The 235-nt window shown below is 39.6% G+C and carries 1 protein-coding gene; it reads left to right on the forward strand.

Features of this window, described 5'->3' with window-relative positions; genetic code table 11:
- Positions 1-235, forward strand: a 235-nt coding sequence (locus H5187_RS24285) for a transposase (protein WP_182798544.1), incomplete at both ends; no start/stop codon positions are given.

The raw sequence follows: 235 nt of genomic DNA on the forward strand, positions 1-235 counted from the left end.
GTTTAGAAGAAAGACTCAGCGCGATTATTGACTGTGGCCATTTAGATGAAGCAGCGATTAATGAATACTGTCGTAGTAAAGGGCTTTATCCGCATCATATTAAGCAGTGGAAGCACGACTTTGCCCAAGGACCTACAACGAAACTAGCTAAATCAGACAGTAAACAGTTAAAGCAAGAAATAAAACAGCTGCAAAAAGAGCTTAATCGTAAAGATAAAGCCTTAGCTGAAACAGC

Origin of the sequence: Pseudoalteromonas sp. SG44-1, assembly GCF_014164315.1 — a bacterium.
Classification (GTDB): domain Bacteria; phylum Pseudomonadota; class Gammaproteobacteria; order Enterobacterales; family Alteromonadaceae; genus Pseudoalteromonas; species Pseudoalteromonas rhizosphaerae.